Below are 16735 nucleotides of genomic sequence, written 5' to 3' on the forward strand. Positions count from 1 at the left end.
GTCAGCGACCGGGTGGGGGTCTCGGCTTCCATGCCATTGAGCGCGTCCGGTCCGGCGTACCCTGCTCAGGCCTGACGTGACACGGTGCGTGGGGGTACGGGCGCGGTCAGTGCCCGGCAGAGGGGCCCATTCCGTACTTCCGCGAGGGGCGAAGGACACCGACGCGACGCACGCCATGCTGCTGGGGGAGCCGACGGCGGTGGCCGGTCCCGTGCGCCGGTTCACCGCCCCGCCGGATGCTCGGCCGCAGGCTCAGTCGGAGGGCAGAGCTCAGCCCGCCGCCTGCGCGCCCTCCGCGATCGCTTCCTCCACCTCCGCGACCCGCGCCTGCTCCTCCGTCGCGAAGCGTTCGCGGTCGAGCTGCTCGGCGATCTCCTCGTCCTGGGACATGAGGAGGTCGAGGTTGGCGTCGCCCATCTCGAAGACGCCCATGTCCAGATACGCCTTCTGCAGGCGCTCGCCCCACAGCCCGATGTCCTTGACGCACGGCACGATCCGGCTGAACAGCAGCTTCCGGAACAGCTGCAGGAACTCGGACTGCTCGGAGAGCTCCGCCGCCTCGGCCTTGGGGATGCCGAAGTTCTCCAGCACCTCGACCCCGCTGAGCCGGTCGCGCATCAAGTAGCAGCCCTCGATGACGAAATCCTCGCGCTCGCGCAGCTCCGCGTCGCTGAGCTCCTTGTAGTAGTCGCGCAGCGCCATCCGCCCGAAGGCGACATGGCGGGCCTCGTCCTGCATGATGTAAGCCAGAATCTGCTTCGGCAGCGGCTTGTCCGTCGTGTCCCGGAGCAGGCCGAACGCGGCGAGCGCGAGCCCTTCGATGAGGACCTGCATGCCCAGGTACGGCATGTCCCAGCGGGAGTCGCGCAGGGTGTCGCCGAGCAGCCCCTGGAGGTTGTCGTTGATCGGGTAGAGCATCCCGATCTTGTCGTGCAGGAAGCGGCTGTAGATCTCCGCGTGCCGGGCCTCGTCCATCGTCTGGGTGGCGGAGTAGAACTTCGCGTCCAGATCGGGCACCGACTCCACGATCCGCGCCGCGCACACCATCGCGCCCTGCTCGCCGTGCAGGAACTGGCTGAACTGCCAGGAGGTGTAGTGCCTGCGCAGCTCCCCCTTGTCCTTCTCGGTCAGCTTCGGCCAGTGGCGCGAGCCGTAGAGAGTGAGCGCCTCGTCGGGGGTGCCCAGCGGGTCGTACGGATCGACCTCGAGGTCCCAGTCGATGCGTTTGACGCCGTCCCACTGCTTGTCCTTGCCCTTCTGGTACAGGGCGAGCAGTCGGTCGCGGCCGTCTTCGTACTCCCAGCTGAAGCGGGCCGCGCCGGAGGCCGGGACCTGCCAGTGGAAGCTCTCCGGGGCATGCGTGTAGCGGTCGTGAGTCGACACTGACGGCTCCTTCGCCTCATATCCCGTACCACTACGGACAGTTGGCAGGCTCACACGTTGGTAGACGCCCAGTCAACAAGTCGTACGCAAGGGATTGACGACCTTACTGACAGGCAGTCTCATAAGGGTTGACATTGCTCACCCCACCCGCGAGGTGCCCTCAGCCATGACAACAGTGACCGAAAGCGACGTGCAGCAGCTCCGCGACGCACTCGGCCCGCTCCGGGACCGGGAGCAGGTCGCCCAGCGTCTCCTCGAGTCCTCCGCCAAGCACTCCTTCGACCCCGACAAGGAGCTCGACTGGGACTCCCCGGTCGAGGAGGGCAAGTGGTTCTGGCCGCCGGAGCTGCTCTCCCTCTACGACACCCCGCTGTGGCGCAAGATGTCCGAGGACCAGCGGCTGGACCTGGCCAGGCGCGAGGCCGCGTCGCTCGCCTCGCTGGGCATCTGGTTCGAGATCATCCTGATGCAGCTGCTGGTCAGGCACATCTACGACAAGTCGGTGACCAGCAGCCATGTCCGGTACGCGCTCACCGAGATCGCGGACGAGTGCCGGCACTCGATGATGTTCGCCCGGCTGATCCAGAAGGGCGGGGCGCCGGCGTATCCCGTACCGCGGCTCTACCACAATCTGGCGCGCGTCCTGAAGACCGTCTCGACCACACCCGGTTCGTTCGCGGCGACGCTGCTCGGCGAGGAGATCCTCGACTGGATGCAGCGCCTCACCTTCCCGGACGAGCGCGTCCAGACCCTGGTGCGCGGCGTGACCCGCATCCATGTGGTGGAGGAGGCGCGCCATGTGCGGTACGCCCGCGAGGAGTTGCGCCGGCAGATGGTGACAGCGCCGCGCTGGGAGCAGGAGTTCACGCGCCTCAGCTGCGGGGAGGCGGCGCGGGTCTTCTCGGTCTGCTTCGTGAATCCGCAGGTGTACACGGACGTGGGCCTCGACCGGCGCGAGGCGGTCGCCCAGGTGAAGGCGAGCGGCCACCGCCGCGAGGTGATGCAGTCGGGCGCGAAGCGGCTGACGGACTTCCTCGACGACATCGGCGTCCTGCGGGGCCCGGGCCGCAGGCTCTGGAAGAGCTCCGGCCTCCTCGCGTAATCCAGGAACGGGGCGGTTACGCTGCGAGCATGACCAGTCCCGCTCCAGCGACCCGTGCCTACCGACGGCTCAGCGTCGAGGAGCGCCGCAGGCAGCTCCTCGCCGCCGCGCTCACGCTCTTCGCGCACCGGCCGCCGGACGAGGTGTCCCTCGACGACGTGGCCGAGGCGGCCGGGGTCTCCCGGCCCCTCGTCTACCGCTACTTCCCCGGGGGCAAGCAGCAGTTGTACGAGACGGCTCTCCGCTCCGCCGCCGACCAGCTGGAACTGTGCTTCACCGAGCCGCCCGCGGGACCGCCCACCGAGCGGGTCTCCCGGGTCCTCGACCGCTACCTCGTCTTCGTCGACGAACACGACGCCGGGTTCAGCGCGCTGCTGCGCGGGGGCAGCGTCGCCGAGACCTCCCGTACGACGGCGATCGTCGACGAGGTGCGGCGAGCCGCGGCCGAGCAGATCCTCGTCCACATCGGCGTGGCCCGGCCGGGGCCGCGGCTGCGGATGATGGTGCGCACCTGGATCGCGGCGGTCGAGGCGGCCTCGCTGATCTGGCTGGACGAGGGGAAGCAGCCGTCGGCGGACGAGCTGCGGGACTGGCTGGTCGACCATCTGATCGCGCTGCTCGCGGCGACGGCCGCGAGCGACGAGGAGACGGCGGAGGCGGTCAGGGGCCTGCTGACGCTGGAGCGGGCGGCGGGTCCGGTGGGAGTGCTGGCGCGGCGGGTGGCGCCGGTGGCGGGGGACGCGGCGGGCCTGCGGTAGCGGGCGTCGGGCTGGGGGGTGCGCCTGCGGCGGGCCTGTTCCCCACCCCGCCCCTTCCCGAACTGGGGGCAGGCCCCCAGACCCCCGCACGCCCTTCGGGCGTTGTCCTCAATCTCCCCCAGACTTCGTCCGGGGGGACCCCCAACGGGCTTGAATTTCCACCCGTCCGGCCGAAACTTGAGGCCCGCCCGGGCAAATCCAGCCTCGCCGGCGTTTGAGGCGCGGGGTCTGGGGCGGAGCCCCAGAGGGGGCCGCAGCCGCGCGGGTTACAGGTCGTGGCCCAGGCCCGGACCCACCGGTACGTCCACCCACCCCGTCTCCGCCGTCGCCGCGAACGCCGTCGGCGCCAGTGGTTCCGTATACACCAGCAGCGGGCCCACCAGGTCCGCCGGGACCGTGGCGTGCGGCAGGGCGGCCGTCAGATGGGCCGCGGCCAGGGTGGCGACGCCCAGCTCCGGCATGGTGCCGATCTTCACGGCGAGGCCCGCGGACTCGGCGAGCGCTGCGATCTGCCGGGCCCTGTACAGCCCGCCTACCTTGAGGATCTTGATGTTGAGGACATCGGCCGCCCCTCGGCGGACGATCTCCAGGGCGTCGTGCAGCGAGTGCACGCTCTCGTCGGCCATGACGCGCGCGCCGCCGCGGCTGCGCAGCTCGGCCATGCCGGTCAAGTCCCAGCGGGGCAGCGGCTGTTCAATAAGGTCGAGCCCGGCGTCGGCGAGCCGGGCGACGGTCCGGCCCGCGATGCCGGGGTCGTAGCCCTCGTTCGCGTCGAGGCTGAGCTCCACGAAGTCCGGCACGGCACCGCGCACGGAATGGACCAGCCGCACATCCAGTTCCGGGTCCTCACCGCCCTTCACCTTGATGTGGGTGAAGCCGCGTGCGGCGTACGCGGCCGCCTCCTCAACCATCTCCTCGACCGTCCCGAGACCGACCACCCAGGTGGTGGGGATGCGCGGGCGGACACAGCCGCCGAGCAGCAGATGCACGGGCCAGCCCGCCGCCCGCGCCGCCACGTCGTGCAGCGCGATGTCCAGCGCCGCCTTGGCCAGCTGCTGGCCACGGATGGCAGCGTCCATGGCCGCGTGCGCTCCCGCCAGGTCGCGGGCGTCGCGGCCGATCAGCGCGGGGGCGGCGTGTTCGGTGAGCGCCGCCTCGAGGCCGGCGAGGGTCTCGCCGGTGTACGCGGTCATCGGGGAGGCCTCGCCGAAGCCGGTATCGCCGTCTGCCGTGCGTACTTCGACGACCAGGCTGACGAGTTCGGGGCTGCTTCCACTGCTGATGACGAAGGGCCGCCGGTAAGGGGCCCTGACAACGCGGGTGTGGACCGAGACGATCTTCAAGCACGGCTCCTTCGAGTTACGGCCCGGACCGTAAGGGCGGGCTTAGAGGCGTACGCGGTAGACGATCGGCGGGCGGCCGGTCTGGCCCAGCTGCCGACTGCCCGTCGGTACGGCCACCCCAGCCCGTTCCAGTCGCTTGAGGATGCGGCGGGCCGTGCGCTGCTGGACGGCGAGGTGCTCCGCCACGCGGTGCGCGGTGATGCCCTCGTCCTGCTCCTGAGCGGCCAGTTCACGCAGCCGGTCCAGCGTCTTGGGGTTCAGTCCGACGCGGCGGGCGAGCGTGACCGTGCTCTCCGGCCCGGCCGCCGCCGCGGACAGCGTGGACGCGGAGCGTTCCGCGTCGATCACGATGTCGACGTCGTCGGTCATCGAGACGACTCCGGCCACCGGGCCCACCGATCGGGCCCTGTTGACCGCGCGTCTGGCCAGCGATTCGGCCTCCGCGGCAGTGCGGCCGAGGCCGAAGCCCACATGAGCGGCGCCGTGCCGGGCCGCGAGGTCGTCGAGGAACGGGAGGCGGGTGAACTGCCCGCTCACCTCCTCCAGGACGCCCCGGGTGGTGACGACCAGACGCTGCCCGTCCGCCAGATCGGCGAGGCTGCCGCCCAGCACTCGAAGATCCGCGGCCAGTTCACTGTCGGCCGCCGGAAGATCGATGATGCCGAGGGCGACCTGGGCGTCGCCGCTGTGCTGTCCCGCGGTGGCGAGCACAAGGGCCTGGAGCGTGGAGCGTATGGAGTGCCGGGACGGCGCGAGACGTACGGCGTGCATCTCGTGGTCGAGGAGATGGAACGCCGAGCCGAGACAGGTGAGGGCAACCCGCGTCTGCTTCCTGTCCCGCGCGGCGAGATGGAACTCCGCCAGGTCCTGCGAGGTCAGCCCGGGCCGGTAGGGCAGTACATGCACATGGTCGGTGGGCAGCTTGGCCTCGGTGAGCGTCTCCATCACCTCGCTGCGGCGCAGCGTGTCGATGGAGATACGGGAGACGTCGTGGCCGAGGCGGAGCAGTTCGACCAGGGCACGCAGCAGAGTCGCGCCGCTGTACGGCACATACATCGCGGGCCGGTCGACGATTCCGGCGGCGGTGGCGAGCGTGTGCGGTACTACGCCAGTGAAGAGCAGCGCGTCCACCTCGGCCTGCGCCCTGCCGACCACGTCGAGGGTCTCGTCCTCGTGCCGGTACGGGAGGGGCACCAGCCGGTCCGCCCCGGCCGAGCCGCCGACCGCGACCACCTTGTGCACGAGGTCCTCGGGACCGATGACGCCGACCGTGAGAGCCATCGGCCGGTCTCCGTTCTTCTGGAGTGGTTCTGGGGTACTTCTGGACGGGGTTGACGCCCGACAACCGCGGCTTTAATTTCGGCCCAGGCCATAACCGCATTCTTGCGGAGAGGATAGTGCCCCGATGCCCGAACGGGAAATGCCGCTGCCCACAGTTCTCGGCCCGCGCGGCCGCACCTTCGGTGAGGAGGAACGGGCCGCGGTGCTGCGCGTCCTGGACTCCGCGGTGCTGTGCAGCGCCTTCGGCAGTGAAGCACGTTCCCTTGAAGCCGAGATGACGCGGTTGTACTCCGGCGGGTCCCGCGGGTCCGGCCCGTCCCGCCCGTCCCGCCCGTCCCGCGGGGAAACGGTCGCCTGCAGTTCGGGTACGGCCTCGCTGCATCTGGCGGTCGCGGCGGCCGGGGTCGGCCCGGGCGACGAGGTGATCACCACGCCGCTCTCGGACTTCGGCACGGTGGCGCCGGTCGTCGCGCAGGGCGGCCGGGTGGTGTTCGCCGACGTACGCCCCGAGGACGGGAACATCGACCCCGGCGCCGTCGAGGCGGCGCTCACCCCGCGTACCAAGGCCGTCATCGCCGTGCACCTCTTCGGCGCCGCCGCCGACGTCGACGCGCTGCGCGCCATCTGCGACCGGCACGGACTCGTATTCATCGAGGACTGCGCGCAGGCCTGGCTCGGTGAGGACAGCACCGGCCGGCTGCTCGGCACGGTCGGGGACATCGCCTGCTTCAGCCTTCAGCAGTACAAGCACATCACCGCGGGCGACGGCGGCCTCGCGCTCACCGACGACCCCGGGCTCGCTCGCCATATGCGGCTGTTCATGGACAAGGGATGGGACCGCACGGAGGGCCGGATCCACCGCGAGATGGGCCTCAACTACCGGATGACCGAGCTCACCGCGGCGGTGGCCCGCGCGCAGCTGGCCAAGGTGGCGGACGTCGTACGGGTGCGGCGGGAGCGGGCCGGGCAGCTCGTCGCCGCGCTCGCCGGGCTCGACCGGGTCACCGTGCCCGAGCCGTTGCCGGGCCACGCTTGGTGGCTCTTCCCGCTGCTCGTCGACGACAACACCCGCTGGGCGAAGGACCTTCAGGCCGAGGGTGTCCCCACCATGCCGGGCTATCTCGAACGTCCGCTGTACGCCAATCCCGCCCTGCCGGGGTACCCGCCGGGGCTGTGTCCGCAGGCGGAGCAGCTGATCGGCCGGACCCTGCTCGCCCTCCCCTGGAACGAGGGATACACCGAGGCGGACGTGGAGCACATCGCCCGCGCGATCCACACCGTCCACGACCGGGCCCACGCACGGTGACCGCGGTGACCGACTACGACTGGCTGCGGACCGCGCCCGAGGAGCTCATCGGCTGGGACGTCGACGTGCTGTACGGCCCGTGGCCCAGGCACCACGCCGACATCGGCCTCGCCGAGGTCAGGTCCCGCCTTGCCCGCTCCCCCGTCTCCAGAGCGCTGGCCATGTCGACGCGGGGAGCGCTCTTCGACGACGCGGCGGGCAACATCCGTACGGTCAAGGACCTAGCCGACTGCCCCGAGCTGCTGCCGGTCGGCACCGTGGATCTGCGGGACGCGCTCGCCGCCGACGATCGTCTTGACGCCCTGGACGCGGAGGGTGTGCGCTTCCTGCGGCTGTTCACCGAGCAGCAGGACGTGGAACCGGACTTCCCCGGCTACCGGCATGTGATCGGGCAGGCCGTCGCACGCGGTCTGGTCCTTCTGCACGACGGCGACCCGCGCCACTACGGGCCGGTGCTCGCAGGGCGCGGCGCGGACGTCGTCTTCCTCGACGTGCACTCGTATGTGCTGGCCGACTTCCTGCTCCTCGCCCGGAGCGAACCGGGTTTCCGGGCCACCACCCGGCTGCTCTCCGCCCCCGACGCGATCGAGCGGGTCGTCGACACGGCCGGCGCGCGCCATCTGGTCTTCGGCTCGCGCACCCCCTTCATGGACATCTCCCCGCAGACGCTGCGGCTGCGCTACGCGGGCATCGGGGAGGCCGAGCGCGCGGCGATCGCGGGCGGGAACGTCGAGGAGCTGCTGGGCTGATGCCGATCATCGATGTGCATGCGCATGTGGGCCCGTGGCCGTTCCACATGGACACGGGCGACGCGGCGTTCAACATCCGCCTGATGGACAAGTACGGCATCGGTCTGCAGCTGGTGTCGGCCGCCGAGGCGGTGGTGTACGACGCCGTGGCGGGCAACGCCGCGCTGCGCGAGGTGCTGGCCGTGCACCCGCGGCTGCTCGGCTACGCGGTGGTGAACCCGAACCGTATCGAGGAGAGCGCCGAGGATCTGCGGCGCTGTCTGGACACCGGCCGGTTCGTCGGCGCGAAGATTCACACCCACTATCCGGGGCGGCTCATCGGCACCCGGGAGATGGCCGAGGCCTTGGACGTCGTCGACGAGGCGGGGGTGCCGCTGCTTCTGCACACCTGGGGGCCGGAGGTCGCCTTGCTGCCCGAACTGCTGGAGAGCCGGCCGCGGCTGCGGATCATCATGGGCCACGCGGGCGGCGACGCCTGGCGCGAGGCCGCGCACGCGGCGGCGGCGTGCGACCGGCTCTACCTCGAACACTGCCGTACGGTCACGGACGCCGGCCGAATCGACTACGCGCGGGCGGCGGGGGTGCCGGTGGAGCGGCTGCTGTTCGGGACGGACTCGACGCTGATCGACCCGTCGGTGGCGCTGGGGGTGGTCCGGGATGCGGGCTTTACGTTTGAGGAGCTGGAGGGGGTGTTGTGGCGGAACGCGGTGGGGCTGTTCGGCTTGGAGGGGGTTCTTTCCCCTACCCGCCCCTTCCCGTAACCGGGGCTCCGCCCCGGACCCCGTACGCCCTTCGGGCGTGTCCTCAATCTCCCCCAGACTTCGCCCGGGGAACCCCCGACGGGCTTCATTTCCGTCGGTCGGCTTGAAAGTTCAGGCCGACCGGCGGGAAATTCAAGCCCCGCCGGCGTTTGAGGCGCGGTCCCGGACGCGAAATTCAGCCCCGCCGGCGTTTGAGGCGCGGGGCCCGGGGCGGAGCCACGGTTCAGGTGGCCCCCCGGGTCAGGCCTCGTCCGGCTCCTTCGCCAGCTCCTCCAGGCAGTCCACCACCACCCGCCGCTCCCCCACACCCAACCCCGGCCCGTACGGATCACACGCCGCCGACTCCGGAAGCAGCCCCTCCCACACCGCCGCCCACAGCATCCGCTGCACATAGCCCTCGATGGGCGCCAGGAACGTCGCCTCCGCGAACCGGTCCAGGCGACCCGACGCGCGTACGAAACCGGCGTGGTCGCCCGAGCGCCAGGCGTCCAGCACCGCGCTTGTCAGGCCGACCCGCGCCGCCGCGATGCCCACCAGTGCCGAGTCCGCGCCCCACATCAGGGACGGGCCGAACATCCGGTCCTCGCCGGTGACCACCAGCTTTCCGCTCTCCTCGGTCGCGCGGATCGCGTCCTGGCACTCCATCGCCCGGTCCAGGGTCGCGAGTTTGATCCCCGCGGCCGACGGCAGGGCCATCAGTCGGCGGATCAACGCCGGCGGATACGGATAGCCGCCCGCCTCGCCGTGCAGGAAGAAGCCGAGCACGGGCAGCCCGCTCTCCGCGGCCACGCTCTCGTGCAGCCGTACGGCCTCGTCGTCGTCCCCGTCGAGCTGCGCGAGCGGATAGACCATGACCGCGTCCGCACCGCCCTCCGCCGCCTGCACGGCCATGGCGACCGTGGCGGACACGGCCTCCTTCAGGGTCCTGGGGCGGACCGATCGTGGCACCCCCACGCCCGCCACGATCGGCCCTTCGACCGCCTCCCGCCAGATGCTCAGCACCTGCTGCCGGTCGGGTTCGGAGAGATGAAGACCGCGGCCCGTGTGGGCCCATACCGCGACGCCGCCGATCCGCGCGGCCGCGATCCGCTCCGCGTATCCGCGCAGCGCGTCCAGGTCCACGACTCCCCGGGGATCCATGGGTGTGGCCACCGCGGGCAGTACGGCACCGCGCAGCCTGCGCACCAGGTTCTCCGTCGCAGACATGAGCGATCTCTCCCGTCTGTTGCGGTCGTTGTCGACACGCTAGCCTTTACGGCCCGGACCGTAAAGGAAAGGCCAGCGAGAATGCCCAAGCGCCCCATGCGTCTCGGCCTGTACGTCAATCTCTACGCGGACAAGGCCGACCGGCCCCGGCTCGCCGACGCGGTGGAGCAGGTGCTCCTGGCCGAACAGGCCGGATTCGACTGGGTGGTACTCGGCGAACGGCATCTGCACCGGCCCGGATACCACGAGGCCCTCACCTCACTGGCGTATCTCGCCGCGCACACCGAGCGGATCGGACTCGCGACGGCCGGGCTGATCGCGCCCGTCTACCAGCCGGTGTGGCTGGCCGAGACGCTCGCGCACATCGACGTACTGTCGGGAGGGCGGCTCACGGCGGGATTCGTACTGGGCTACCGGCCCGAGGAGTTCACTCTGTACGGCACCCAGCCGCGCGAGCGCGTGTCGCGCTTCGAGGAGTGCCTGGAGCTTGTCACCCGGCTGTGGACGGAGGACGAGGTCACCCACCACGGCCGCTGGACCTCGGTGGACGAGGCCTTCCTGTCGCCGCGTCCGGTGCAGTCCCCGCGCCCGCGGATCTGGAACGGCGGGCGGGTGTCGGCGGCGCTGGAGCGTACGGCCCGGATGTGCGACGGCTGGACGACCTCCTTCAACGAACTCGACTCCGAACTCCCCGGAAAGATCGCGGAGTACCGCTCCTACCCGCGCGGCGCGGCGAGTCTGGGCGCGGAGGTCATCGTCTGCCGCGAGGGCTACGCCGCCACCACATCGAAGCAGGCACGGGTCGCCCTGGAGGGCCCGCTGCGCGGTCTGTACGACGCCTACGGCGACTGGAAGCGCACCTCCGCCGATGCCGCGCGCTACGCGCAGCAGTGGGACGACATCGAGGCGCGCTCCGTGATCGGCTCGGTGGACCAATGCGTCCAGCGTCTGGGGGCGTACGGCGAGATGGGCGCCGACGGCGTGGTGCTGCGTATCCAGCCGCCGGGCATGCCGCAGACGGACGCCCTGAGCGCGATCGAGGCGTTCGGGTCCGAGGTGCTGCCGCGTCTCAACGGCTGAACGGGCGCTGCCGGAAAGCCTGCTGGACCAGGAGCGCGGCGCGGGCGATGTCCGCCATGGCTGCGTCGTCGGCCATCAGCATCGGCTGGCGCACCCAGACGACCGTGTCCTCGGCCGCCTCGGCGACCGGGCACGGCCCACCCCCGGTGCAGCGCTCGCGCGACAGGGAGCGGTAGCCGGCGTCCAGCGGGATGCCCTGAGCGGTCATGGCCTCCAGGAGCGCCGCCTTTGGGTGGCCGCCGAAGGCCGCCGGGGCATAACGGAGCATGGCCAGATGCCAGGTGTGCCGGGTGGTGCCGGCAGGGGGCCCGATCAGATCCAGGCCCTCGACCTCCTCCAGAGCCGCCTCCAGCGTCGCCGCCCGTGCCGCACGGTGCGCCAACTGCTGTTCGAGCATGGACAGTTGGGGATGCAGCACAGCGGCCTGGAACTCCGTCATCCGCAGATTCCAGCCCAGTTCCGGGTGCTCGTACCAGCCCCCGTCCCGGCGGCGGCCGACGTTGTGCAGCGACCACAGCCGCTCGTACGTGCGCCGGTCGTCCGTCACCACGATGCCGCCTTCCCCGGCGGTCATCGCCTTGCTGGACTGGAAACTGAAACAGCCCGCGACCCCGAGGCTCCCGGCCGCCCGTCCGTGCCGCCGCGCACCGTGCGCCTGGGCCGCGTCCTCCACCACCGGGATGCCCCAGGAGCGCAGCGCCTCGGTGTCGGCAGGCGCGCCCGCCAGATGCACCGGCATGACGGCACGGGTCCGTGGTCCCACGAGCCGCCGCGCCGCCGCCGGATCCAGGTGCAGGGTCTCGGACAGTACGTCGGCGACAACGGGCCGGGCCCCCGTCAGCACCACCGCGGTGGCGCTGGCCACGAACGTATAGGCGGGCACGATCACTTCGTCACCCGGCCGCACGCCGAGCGCGCGCAGCGCCAGGAAGAGCGCCACTGTGCCATTGACCGTGCAGACGCCGTAAGAAGCGCCGACGCTCTCAGCAAAGGCCGCCGCGAAGGACTCGGTCTCGCTGCCCGCGGTCGCTCCCCACTCTCCGCTCTCCAGCACCCGCAGCAGCCGCTCGCGCTGCTCCTCGCCGGCCGGCGGCGGCCACTGCGGCCACCCTTCGGTGCGTACGGGCGTCATCTCAGGCCCTTCAGCAGGCGGTCCATGGTGCCGTGCAGAATCTGCGCCCGGTTGGCCTCGTCGAGGCCGGCGAGCAGTACGCGCCCGAGTCCCACCCGCAGATCGAGGAAGACGGCGTCGGAGCCGAAGGCGATGCGCTCGGCCCCGGTCTCGGCGACCAGCCGCAGAAGATGGCGGGCGGTCATCCGGGAGCCGCAGGTCTCCAGGACCAGATTGGGGCAGCGGGCCGCGGCTTCCGCGGCGGGTGCGAAGCCGCTGGTCCACAGGCCCGAGTGGCCCATCAGAAGCGGCAGTTCCGGGTAGCGGGGGGCCACGGCCGAAAAGCGCACCGGCTCGGAGAAGGGCGGATGCCTGCTGGCTGTGCGCGAGCACGATGCGGCCGCGGTCGGCGGCGATGTCGAAAGCCTGGGTGTAGGCGCGGTGGTCGAGCGGGAGTTCGTGGACTTCGGGGTGGAGCTTGACCCCGATGACGCCGGGCACGTCCATCAGGTCGCGCAGCCGGGCCGGTGCCTCGGGATCGTGCGGGTTGAAGACGGCGTAACCGAGGAGGCGTCCGGGGTGCTGTGCGAGCTCGGTGAGCAGCAGGGCGTTTCCGGCGCGGGCGTCGGGGCCGACGGCGAGCAGATGCGAGACACAGGCGGTGGCGACGCCGCACCGGTCCATGACCTCGACGAGGCTGCGGGCGGAGCCGTCCGGGATGGCGAAGTCGGACCAGCGCCCAAGATGGCCATGGGCGTCGATGACAGTCCGGTCGTCGATGACGCTCACGGGTCTTCGCCTTCGCCCAGCAGCCGCATGGCGTTGCCGCCCGCGATCAGGGCCGTTTCGGCGTCCGGCAGGCCCAGGGTGTCAAGCTGGTAGCGGGGTCCGGCGTCGTCGGTGACGGGCGCGCCCGTGCCGAACAGGACGCGGCGGGCTCCGTACCGTCCGGCGAACCACTCGACCTGGAGATGTCCGGCGAGCGTCGAGGTGTCCACGTACAACTCCACGTGCGAGTCCATGAGCTCGGCGAGCTCTCGCAGGCTGCGGTAACCGGTGCCGGTGAGGATGATCCGCAGGGTCGGCAGGGCGCTCGCCAGTTGATGGATCTCGGCGGCGGTCACGGTCTCCCAGCCGAGCAGGGCGGTGGTGCGCGTCTTCGCCAGCGCGGCGGCGAGGGCGAGTGCGTGCCCGCAGGTGAGGGACCAGCGGTGTTCGCCGGGGCACAGCCGCACCAGCCGGGCGCCGCCCTGCCCTTGTGGTGTGCCGAGCGGTCCGGGAATCAGCACCGGCACCGGGCGCAGCCGTACGCCGTCGGCCTCCTCGACGGCCGTGAGCGATTCGTTGCCGTCGCGCGGGTCGCCGTACACGGCATGCGTGTGGACCACGCAGGCGCTGTCGATGCGCAGCCGGTCGAGTTCGCCGACGAGCCCGGCCGGGTCCCGGCTCACCACCTCGTCGTACGGCAGCGGGCCGAGCAGCCGGTTGATGTCGACGACGGTCATGTCTTGAGGCCGGTGGTGGCGATCGAGTCGGTCAGATACCGCTGCAGCAGTCCGAAGACGAGCAGACAGGGGATCACGGTGATGGTGGCCCCGGCCATGATCTGGTTGACCGCGACGTTCTCACCTTCGAGGGTGGCGAGGCCGACCGTGAGCGTGCGCATCTCGGCGGACTGGCCGATGACGAGCGGCCACAGGAAGTCGTTCCAGTGCCAGAGGAAGACGAAGACGCCGAGGGTCGCCAGGACCGGCCGGATCAGCGGGATGACGATCGTGGTGTAGATGCGCCACTCCGAGGCGCCGTCGATCTTCGCGGCCTCGAAGAGTTCGTCGGGCAGCTGCTGGATGAACTGCCGCATGAGGAAGACCGCCTGGGAGTTGGCGAGCGTAGGCACGATCAGTCCCCAGTACGTGTCGACGCCGCCAAGCTCCGAGACGAGGATGTAGTACGGGATGAGGGTGGCCTGGAAGGGCACCATCAGGGTCGCCAGGAACGACCAGAACAGCACCTCGCGGCCCGGGAACCGCTTCTTCGCGAAGGCGTATCCGGCCATGGAGGAGAACAGCAGGATGAGCGCGACGGAGACCACCGAGTAGATCAGTGAGTTGACCGCCCAGCGCATGATGTCCGCGCTGCTGAGGACGTCGGAGAAGTTCTGCCAGGTGGCCCGGGTCAGGTCGAACGCGCCCGGCAGCGTCTGCCCGCCGGGCGGCGCGAAGGCGACGAGCACCATCACCACGAAGGGGATGACGGTCACGAGCGCCACCAGGACCAGCAGGACGGGCAGTCGCAGCCGCGCCATCAGTCCGCCTCCCTTCCGATGAGCCGTCGCTGGATGAGCGAGAAGATCAGTACGACGAGGAAGAGCACCAGGCCGATCGCGCTCGCGTAGCCGAAGTCGAAGAACTTGAAGCCGGAGTCGTAGAGGAAGTAGACGAGCGAATAACTGGAGCGCACGGGTCCGCCGGCCGTCATCACATACATCTGGTCGAAGACCTGGAAGGAGCCGATGGCCTCGATGACGAGGACGAAGAACAGCACCGGCCGCAGCAGCGGAAGAGTCACCCAACGGAACCGCTGCCAGCCGTTCGCCCCGTCGATGGTGGCCGCCTCGATGACGTGCTGCGGGATCGACTGGAGTCCGGCCAGCAGGATCAGCATCGAGTAGCCGAAGCCCTTCCACGCGGAGGTGACGGCGATGGAGGGCAGGACGAGGTGCTCGTTGCCGAGGAAGTCGACGGGGCCGAGGGAGATGACGCCGAGCGCGGCATTGAGCAGGCCGTCCTGGACCTCGTAGATCCACTTCCAGATGACGGCGGCCAGCACGATGCTGGTGACGTACGGCAGGAAGAACACCCCGCGGAAGAACCCGCGCGCCCAGACGGTGCGGTGCAGCAGCAGGGCCGTGCCCAGGGAGAGCAGGACGGTCAGCGGCACGAAGAACGCGGTGTACAGGGCGGTGACGCCGAGGCTGGACCAGAACAGGTCGTCGTCGAGGAGACGGGTGTAGTTCTCGGCCCCGATGAACTGCCATTCGCCGTTCAGCCGGTAGTCGGTGAGCGAGAGGAACGCGGCGCCGATGGCCGGTCCGAAGCGGAAGACGATGAACAGCAGCAGCATCGGGGCCACGAAGAGGAGGCCGACGCGGGCCTCGCGCCGTCGTACGGCCCTGCTGAAGGAGCTCCTGCCGGGCGAGTCCTTGGGGGGAGGGACCTCGCCCGGGGAGATCTTGGTCAGGGACGTCTGACTCAACGCTGCCGCGCCAGGAGGTCGTCGGCCTGCTCGGCCGCCGCGTCGAGGGCTTCCTTGGGGCTCTTCTTACCGGTCAGCGCGGCCTGGATCTCGGGCGCGATCAGCGACATCAGCTGACGTGCGGTGGGGTTGGGCTCACCGGGGTAGGCGTTGGCGAGCGCCTCCTGGAACTCCTTCGCGTACGGGGCGTCGCTCGGGACAGTGACGTCCGTACGCGGCGAGAGGAAGCCGCTTGCCTTGCCCATGCTCTGGAGCTGTTCCGGCTTCGTCATGAAGGCGAGGAACTTCTCCGACCCGGAGACGTTCTTGGACTTGGCGTTGATGCCGAGCCCGCCGGGGATGCCGAAGGTCACCTGCTTGGCCCCGGTGAGCGGCGGGCCGACGACGACGTTTTCAGCGCCCCAGGCCTGGGCCGCGGTCGCGGCGTCCGCGGGGGTGTTGGAGAAGCCCATCGCCGCCTGCTGCTTGCCCAGCGCCTGGTCGGCGACGACGTTGGCGTTGGTCAGGGCGGACTTGGGGATCGCGCCGGATTTGTACAGTTCGGTGACGAAGGTGAGGGCCGCGACGCCCTCCGGCCCGTTGAAGGCGACCTTCTTGCCGTCGTCGGCGAAGACCTTTCCGCCCGCCTGCCAGAGCAGGGGATAGAAGTTGAGGTTCTGCGTCGCTTCGTTGCCCGCGGAGTAGTCGAGGGCCGCGGCGCCCGCCTGCTTCAGTTTGGGGGCGGCCGCCTTGATCTCGTCCCAGGTGGCCGGGGGCTTGCTGATGCCCGCCTGGTCCAGCAACTTCTTGTTGTAGAGCGTGGTGGTGACGGTGTGGTAGATCGGCGCCGCGTATACCTTGCCGTCCTGCTTCATGGCTTCGAGTGCGGCCGGCAGGAACTTGTCCTCGGTGCCCTTGAGCGCCCCGTCGACCGGCCTGATGGCTCCATTACTCAGATACTGCGGGATCTGGTCGGGGCCGAGCAGCACGACGTCCGGGCCCTTGCCGCTGCTGAACGCGGTGGCGAGCTTCTCGTCGCGGTTCTCCCACGGCTGCTGCTCCACGGTGAGCTGCACGCCGGGCTCGGCCTTGGCGAAGTCCTTCTCGATCTGTGTCCAGTAGGCGGAGTTGGCCTTGGGGTCGGCGATCACCGGGTACATCCAGACGGTGACCTTCTTCGACCCCGAGCTGCTGTCGCCGCCGCACCCGGCGATCAGGGCGGCGAGCGTGAACAACGCGAGTGGTGCGGCGGCGCGCTTGAAGCCTGTCTTCATGGGGGCCTCCGGAAGGCCTGAGAAGGGGAGCCAGAGCCCGGCTAGTTTCGGCCTGGGCCGAAACTAGCCGGGCGGTTTTGGCATGTCAATGCCTTGATGACGGGGGGTCAATGTCGCGAGGTCAGACCGGGGTTCAGATCTGGCGAT

16 protein-coding genes and 1 pseudogene are annotated in these 16735 nt (G+C 70.4%); 6 read left to right on the forward strand and 11 right to left on the reverse strand.

The window, feature by feature from the left end; genetic code table 11:
• Window positions 1-270: 270 nt before the first annotated feature.
• The gene (locus QFZ67_RS12420) at window positions 271-1383 is read right to left on the reverse strand and encodes a ferritin-like domain-containing protein (protein WP_307661145.1); all 1113 of its coding nucleotides are present in this window, start codon (window positions 1381-1383) and stop codon (window positions 271-273) included.
• Window positions 1384-1549: 166 nt separating this feature from the next.
• On the opposite strand from QFZ67_RS12420, the gene QFZ67_RS12425 reads away from it, so the two are divergent.
• Window positions 1550-2485 carry a diiron oxygenase gene (locus tag QFZ67_RS12425; protein WP_307661146.1) on the forward strand — a complete coding sequence of 312 codons (936 nt, stop codon included), beginning with the start codon at window positions 1550-1552 and terminating at the stop codon, window positions 2483-2485.
• A 29-nt stretch (window positions 2486-2514) separates the two neighbouring features.
• Window positions 2515-3243: a TetR/AcrR family transcriptional regulator gene (locus QFZ67_RS12430; protein WP_307661147.1), complete on the forward strand. Its 729-nt coding sequence runs from the start codon at window positions 2515-2517 to the stop codon at window positions 3241-3243.
• A 266-nt stretch (window positions 3244-3509) separates the two neighbouring features.
• Here the strand turns inward: QFZ67_RS12430 and QFZ67_RS12435 are convergent, their stop codons facing one another.
• Entirely contained in the window at window positions 3510-4586 is a 1077-nt protein-coding gene (locus QFZ67_RS12435) for a mandelate racemase/muconate lactonizing enzyme family protein (protein WP_307661148.1), read from the reverse strand.
• 42 nt (window positions 4587-4628) lie between these two features.
• Window positions 4629-5867, reverse strand: coding sequence for a hypothetical protein (locus tag QFZ67_RS12440; protein ID WP_307661149.1), 1239 nt, complete (start codon window positions 5865-5867; stop codon window positions 4629-4631).
• 124 nt (window positions 5868-5991) lie between these two features.
• On the opposite strand from QFZ67_RS12440, the gene QFZ67_RS12445 reads away from it, so the two are divergent.
• Genes QFZ67_RS12445 through QFZ67_RS12455 form a run of 3 tightly spaced genes read left to right on the forward strand, consistent with a single transcriptional unit; the run spans window position 5992 to window position 8683 of the window.
• Complete coding sequence (locus QFZ67_RS12445) at window positions 5992-7173, forward strand: DegT/DnrJ/EryC1/StrS aminotransferase family protein (protein WP_307661150.1); 1182 nt, start codon at window positions 5992-5994, stop codon at window positions 7171-7173.
• A gap of 5 nt (window positions 7174-7178) precedes the next feature.
• Window positions 7179-7922, forward strand: coding sequence for a hypothetical protein (locus tag QFZ67_RS12450; RefSeq protein ID WP_307661151.1), 744 nt, complete (start codon window positions 7179-7181; stop codon window positions 7920-7922).
• Window positions 7922-8683, forward strand: a complete 762-nt coding sequence (locus tag QFZ67_RS12455; RefSeq protein WP_307661152.1) for an amidohydrolase family protein — start codon at window positions 7922-7924, stop codon at window positions 8681-8683. The genes QFZ67_RS12450 and QFZ67_RS12455 overlap by 1 nt, the downstream gene beginning before the upstream one ends.
• 240 nt (window positions 8684-8923) lie before the next feature.
• On the opposite strand, the gene QFZ67_RS12460 is transcribed toward QFZ67_RS12455, so the two are convergent.
• Window positions 8924-9889: a dihydrodipicolinate synthase family protein gene (locus QFZ67_RS12460; protein ID WP_307661153.1), complete on the reverse strand. Its 966-nt coding sequence runs from the start codon at window positions 9887-9889 to the stop codon at window positions 8924-8926.
• 81 nt (window positions 9890-9970) lie between these two features.
• Between QFZ67_RS12460 and QFZ67_RS12465 the strand changes: the two genes are divergently transcribed.
• Window positions 9971-10969, forward strand: a complete 999-nt coding sequence (locus QFZ67_RS12465; protein WP_307661154.1) for an LLM class flavin-dependent oxidoreductase — start codon at window positions 9971-9973, stop codon at window positions 10967-10969.
• Here QFZ67_RS12465 and QFZ67_RS12470 read toward each other — a convergent pair.
• The 7 genes and pseudogenes from QFZ67_RS12470 to QFZ67_RS12500 all read right to left on the reverse strand — a co-directional run bounded on the left by QFZ67_RS12470 (window position 10959) and on the right by QFZ67_RS12500 (window position 16588).
• Window positions 10959-12101 carry a DegT/DnrJ/EryC1/StrS aminotransferase family protein gene (locus QFZ67_RS12470; RefSeq protein WP_307661155.1) on the reverse strand — a complete coding sequence of 381 codons (1143 nt, stop codon included), beginning with the start codon at window positions 12099-12101 and terminating at the stop codon, window positions 10959-10961. The two genes, QFZ67_RS12465 and QFZ67_RS12470, sit on opposite strands and share 11 nt — an antisense overlap.
• Window positions 12098-12415, reverse strand: coding sequence for an amidohydrolase family protein (locus QFZ67_RS12475; protein WP_373430218.1), 318 nt, complete (start codon window positions 12413-12415; stop codon window positions 12098-12100). Before QFZ67_RS12475 ends, QFZ67_RS12470 begins: the two co-directional genes overlap by 4 nt.
• A gap of 58 nt (window positions 12416-12473) precedes the next feature.
• A pseudogene (locus tag QFZ67_RS39090) lies at window positions 12474-12764 on the reverse strand (amidohydrolase family protein); the annotation flags it as partial.
• Between the two features lie 101 nt (window positions 12765-12865).
• Window positions 12866-13585, reverse strand: a complete 720-nt coding sequence (locus tag QFZ67_RS12485) for an amidohydrolase family protein (protein WP_307661156.1) — start codon at window positions 13583-13585, stop codon at window positions 12866-12868.
• Window positions 13582-14385 carry a carbohydrate ABC transporter permease gene (locus QFZ67_RS12490; protein ID WP_307661157.1) on the reverse strand — a complete coding sequence of 268 codons (804 nt, stop codon included), beginning with the start codon at window positions 14383-14385 and terminating at the stop codon, window positions 13582-13584. Before QFZ67_RS12490 ends, QFZ67_RS12485 begins: the two co-directional genes overlap by 4 nt.
• On the reverse strand, window positions 14385-15335 hold the full coding sequence (locus tag QFZ67_RS12495; protein WP_307661158.1) for a carbohydrate ABC transporter permease: 951 nt from the start codon (window positions 15333-15335) through the stop codon (window positions 14385-14387). Before QFZ67_RS12495 ends, QFZ67_RS12490 begins: the two co-directional genes overlap by 1 nt.
• Window positions 15332-16588, reverse strand: a complete 1257-nt coding sequence (locus tag QFZ67_RS12500; protein ID WP_307661159.1) for a sugar ABC transporter substrate-binding protein — start codon at window positions 16586-16588, stop codon at window positions 15332-15334. Before QFZ67_RS12500 ends, QFZ67_RS12495 begins: the two co-directional genes overlap by 4 nt.
• Window positions 16589-16735: the final 147 nt, after the last annotated feature.

Origin of the sequence: Streptomyces sp. V1I1, assembly GCF_030817355.1 — a bacterium.
Classification (GTDB): Bacteria; Actinomycetota; Actinomycetes; order Streptomycetales; family Streptomycetaceae; genus Streptomyces.

Excerpts from the sequence above, each read along its gene's own strand:
- QFZ67_RS12440 (WP_307661149.1), bottom strand. The coding sequence starts at position 5,867 with ATGGCTCTCACGGTCGGCGTCATCGGTCCCGAGGACCTCGTGCACAAG.
- QFZ67_RS12455 (WP_307661152.1), top strand. The coding sequence starts at position 7,922 with ATGCCGATCATCGATGTGCATGCGCATGTGGGCCCGTGGCCGTTCCAC.
- QFZ67_RS12500 (WP_307661159.1), bottom strand. The coding sequence starts at position 16,588 with ATGAAGACAGGCTTCAAGCGCGCCGCCGCACCACTCGCGTTGTTCACG.
- QFZ67_RS12470 (WP_307661155.1), bottom strand. The coding sequence starts at position 12,101 with ATGACGCCCGTACGCACCGAAGGGTGGCCGCAGTGGCCGCCGCCGGCC.
- QFZ67_RS12425 (WP_307661146.1), top strand. The coding sequence starts at position 1,550 with ATGACAACAGTGACCGAAAGCGACGTGCAGCAGCTCCGCGACGCACTC.
- QFZ67_RS12490 (WP_307661157.1), bottom strand. The coding sequence starts at position 14,385 with ATGGCGCGGCTGCGACTGCCCGTCCTGCTGGTCCTGGTGGCGCTCGTG.
- QFZ67_RS12445 (WP_307661150.1), top strand. The coding sequence starts at position 5,992 with ATGCCCGAACGGGAAATGCCGCTGCCCACAGTTCTCGGCCCGCGCGGC.
- QFZ67_RS12485 (WP_307661156.1), bottom strand. The coding sequence starts at position 13,585 with ATGACCGTCGTCGACATCAACCGGCTGCTCGGCCCGCTGCCGTACGAC.
- QFZ67_RS12430 (WP_307661147.1), top strand. The coding sequence starts at position 2,515 with ATGACCAGTCCCGCTCCAGCGACCCGTGCCTACCGACGGCTCAGCGTC.
- QFZ67_RS12465 (WP_307661154.1), top strand. The coding sequence starts at position 9,971 with ATGCCCAAGCGCCCCATGCGTCTCGGCCTGTACGTCAATCTCTACGCG.
- QFZ67_RS12460 (WP_307661153.1), bottom strand. The coding sequence starts at position 9,889 with ATGTCTGCGACGGAGAACCTGGTGCGCAGGCTGCGCGGTGCCGTACTG.